Source organism: Thioclava sp. F28-4 (assembly GCF_002020045.1).
In the GTDB taxonomy this organism is placed as follows: domain Bacteria; phylum Pseudomonadota; class Alphaproteobacteria; order Rhodobacterales; family Rhodobacteraceae; genus Thioclava; species Thioclava sediminum.
The window spans coordinates 1-1509 of the sequence record NZ_MPZQ01000045.1 but is presented as its reverse complement, the minus strand read 5'-3'; the positions used below and the strand labels follow the sequence as shown (position 1 = coordinate 1509).

1 protein-coding gene is annotated in these 1509 nt (G+C 57.3%); it reads right to left on the bottom strand.

Features of this window, described 5'->3' with window-relative positions; all coding sequences use genetic code 11:
• Positions 1 to 73: 73 nt before the first annotated feature.
• A protein-coding gene (locus BMI87_RS21790) for an IS3 family transposase (protein ID WP_146681743.1) occupies positions 74 to 1425 on the bottom strand; the annotation gives its coding sequence in 2 pieces (ribosomal slippage) (positions 74 to 1089 and positions 1089 to 1425; 1353 coding nt in all).
• Between the last annotated feature and the right edge of the window lie 84 nt (positions 1426 to 1509).

Sequence of the window (1509 nt, the reverse complement as noted above, 5' to 3'; positions counted from 1 at the left end):
TGTGCGTCGTCAGATAATTTGGGACATTTGAGCGGTTTTCCGTTTGGAGGCTCTGGCTCATCCTTGATTGAGTTTATGCGGTTTCAGTTTCGTGGCGCAAGCGCCGGGTGAGCATGGTTTTTCGTTTGATCTCCTCTCGCTGTTTCAGGATCTGCTCTGCGCGCCCGTAATAGACGTCAGCGGGCGTCAGGTTCCCAAGGCTCTCATGGTAGCGTTGGTTGTTGTAGTATTCGACGAAGGCCCCGATCTGGCGCTCGAGATCACCGGGCAGAAAGTAATGCTCCAGCAGGACACGGTTCTTCATGGTCTGGTGCCACCGTTCGATCTTGCCTTGGGTCTGTGGGTGGTAGGGTGCGCCGCGGATATGATCCATGCCCTTTTCGTCGAGGTAATCCGCCAAGTCCCCCGCGATGTAAGAGGCACCGTTGTCGCTGAGAAGTCTTGGCTTGGCGACCACGGTTGCGCAGTCACATCCCGAGGCCTCCAGCGCAAGGTCGAGCGTGTCGGTCACGTCTTCGGCTTTCATCGTGGTGCAGAGCTTCCAGGCGATGATGTGACGGCTGTAATCGTCCAGGATGGTGCTGAGATAGAACCAGCCCCAGCCCAAAACCTTCAGATAGGTAAAGTCAGTTTGCCACAGCTCGTTGGGGCGCGTGGTTTTATCCCGGAACTCATTGGCCGCCTTCATCACGATATGCGCCGGTGCCGTCACCAGATCTTCCGCCTTCAGGATGCGGTAAACTGACGATTCCGAGACAAAATACTGCTTCTCATCGGTGTACTTCACCGCCAGCTCAAGGGGCGTCAGATCCTCATGTTCGAGTGCAAACTCGATAATGTCCGCCCGGGTCTCATCCGGGAGGCGGTTCCACACAGACCCCGGATGGGACGGCGTGTCCTCAAGCGCGTCAAGCCCACCCTCGGACCAGCGGTCATACCAGCGGTAATAGGTCGTGCGTGGAATGCCGAGCATGGCCAGCGTCTGACGGGCGGGCAGATGCGAGGCTTCGACGGTGCGGATGATCTCCAGCTTTTCCGATGCAGGATACCTCATGCCTCGTACTCCCCATCCCCGATCATGCTTTTTTTGAGCAGACGGTTTTCCAGAGTCAGATCAGCAACGGCTTCCTTGAGCGCGGCCGATTCCGAGCGCAGCTCCTTGACCTCAGGCGATGTCGCCTGGCGGGCAGTATCCCCGGCCAGGCGTTGCTTGCCCGCTTCGAGGAATTCCTTCGACCAAGTGTAATACAGGCTCTCGCTGATGCCTTCCCGGCGACACAGCGCGGCGATACTCTCCTCGCCGCGCATACCCGCCAGCACGATCCTGATCTTCTCTTCAGCAGAATAATGCTTGCGCGTCTTGCGCTTGATCCCTTTGACCAGCTTGTCGGCCGCGTCCTTCGATGTTCCGGATTTCTTGTTCATCTTCGCCTCTTGATAGCTGCGATGAACCAGAAATCCTCCGTTACGAAAACCTCAAATCTGTCCCATAGGCGCTGACGTCAGACA